The organism is Candidatus Sodalis sp. SoCistrobi (genome assembly GCF_900143145.1).
GTDB lineage: Bacteria > Pseudomonadota > Gammaproteobacteria > Enterobacterales > Enterobacteriaceae > SoCistrobi.
On record NZ_FRDB01000375.1, the window covers coordinates 1 to 1,346 of the forward strand.

The 1,346-nt window shown below is 55.2% G+C and carries 2 protein-coding genes; both read left to right on the forward strand.

What is annotated here, in order from left to right:
* Positions 1-629: Rpn family recombination-promoting nuclease/putative transposase (locus CINSTRO3249_RS15945; protein ID WP_174249813.1), on the forward strand; the 629-nt coding region annotated here is incomplete at its 5' end.
* The gene (locus CINSTRO3249_RS15950) at positions 629-1,243 is read left to right on the forward strand and encodes an ECs1377 family protein (protein WP_074013909.1); all 615 of its coding nucleotides are present in this window, start codon (positions 629-631) and stop codon (positions 1,241-1,243) included. The genes CINSTRO3249_RS15945 and CINSTRO3249_RS15950, both read left to right, overlap by 1 nt.
* Positions 1,244-1,346 lie beyond the last annotated feature (103 nt).

Sequence of the window (1,346 nt, forward strand, 5' to 3'; positions counted from 1 at the left end):
CGGTGGTCATTCCGCTGCTGTTCTATCACGGCACCACGTCGCCGTATCCGTACAGCACAAAGTGGCTGGATTGCTTTGCCGAACCTGAATTGGCGTCCACGGTTTATCATCAGGCGTTTCCGCTGGTCGATATCACTGCAATACCGGATGACGAAATCCTGACGCATCGCCGGGTGGCATTGCTGGAACTGGTGCAGAAGCACATTCGTACCCGTGATATGCTAGAGCTGGTTAACGAACTGGCCGGATTGCTCGAACGGTGGGCCTACCCCAAAGAGCAGTTTCGCAGCTTGCTATACTATCTGGCCGAGGCCGGAAACACCGTTGAAGGGGAAAAATTCATTCGCGCGCTGGCAGAAAAAACGCCGCGCTATCGGGAGGACGCCATGACGATTGCAGAGCAGTTGAGAGAGAAAGGCCGCGAGCAAGGCATCCAGCAAGGAATAGCCCTCGGACGCCAAGAAGGACGCCAAGAAGGACGCCAAGAAGGACGCCAAGAAGGCGAGCATAGCGCCTCGCTGAAAATTGCAAGGCAACTTCTGGATGATGGTGTAGGAAAATCTGCCATCAAGCGCTATACCGGACTTTCCGATGACGAACTCGCTTCCTTGTTCGATGACGGCCACTAGTGCAGCGCATTGATTATCAGATCGCACTCAACCACATCACCGAGGCCAGCGAAACCCCGCATCAGGCCAAACAATGGTTTATCGTGCAGCAACAGCACGCCGGGGAAATTGCCCGCGTCAGACTGGCGCTGCACAGCCTGCCGTATGTGACGAGCTACGAATTGCCGTTTCGGCTGCTGCTTATCCGTGCGCCACAGGCTATCGAAAAATTGCGCGACGAGCTGATCATTCACAGCCGCCGGGTGGAAATCAACGGCAGCAAACGCGGGGTGTTGTATAGCCTTGACGCCGATGTTGCTGCGCCGGAGGCCTTTCACTACACGCGTAAATTCACCGTTTTCCGCTCCGGCGCTGAAGGTGGCACGGAAAACAGCTACACCCGTATCGCCCGGCAGGTGAGCGTACCGCGTGAACGGCTACGGTTGGCGCTGACCTCTGGCCTGCTGGTGACGGCACTGGATGCACTGCTGTTTTTCGGCGTTCAGCGTCTCGCCAGCGATATTGCTGCTTTGCGCAAAAACGGCCTGAAAATTGATTTACTGCATGTCGAGGCGTTTGACTCCCAAACCCAGCAGTTGCGCGAAATCCCGGCTGAATCACCCCGGATAAATTAGAGTCTATACTTTAAAAGTGGAGGTCTCTATGACAACGACCAAACGTTACTCTCCGGAAGTCCGTGAACGGGCAGTTAATCTAGTGCTGGAAACTCAGCATGAA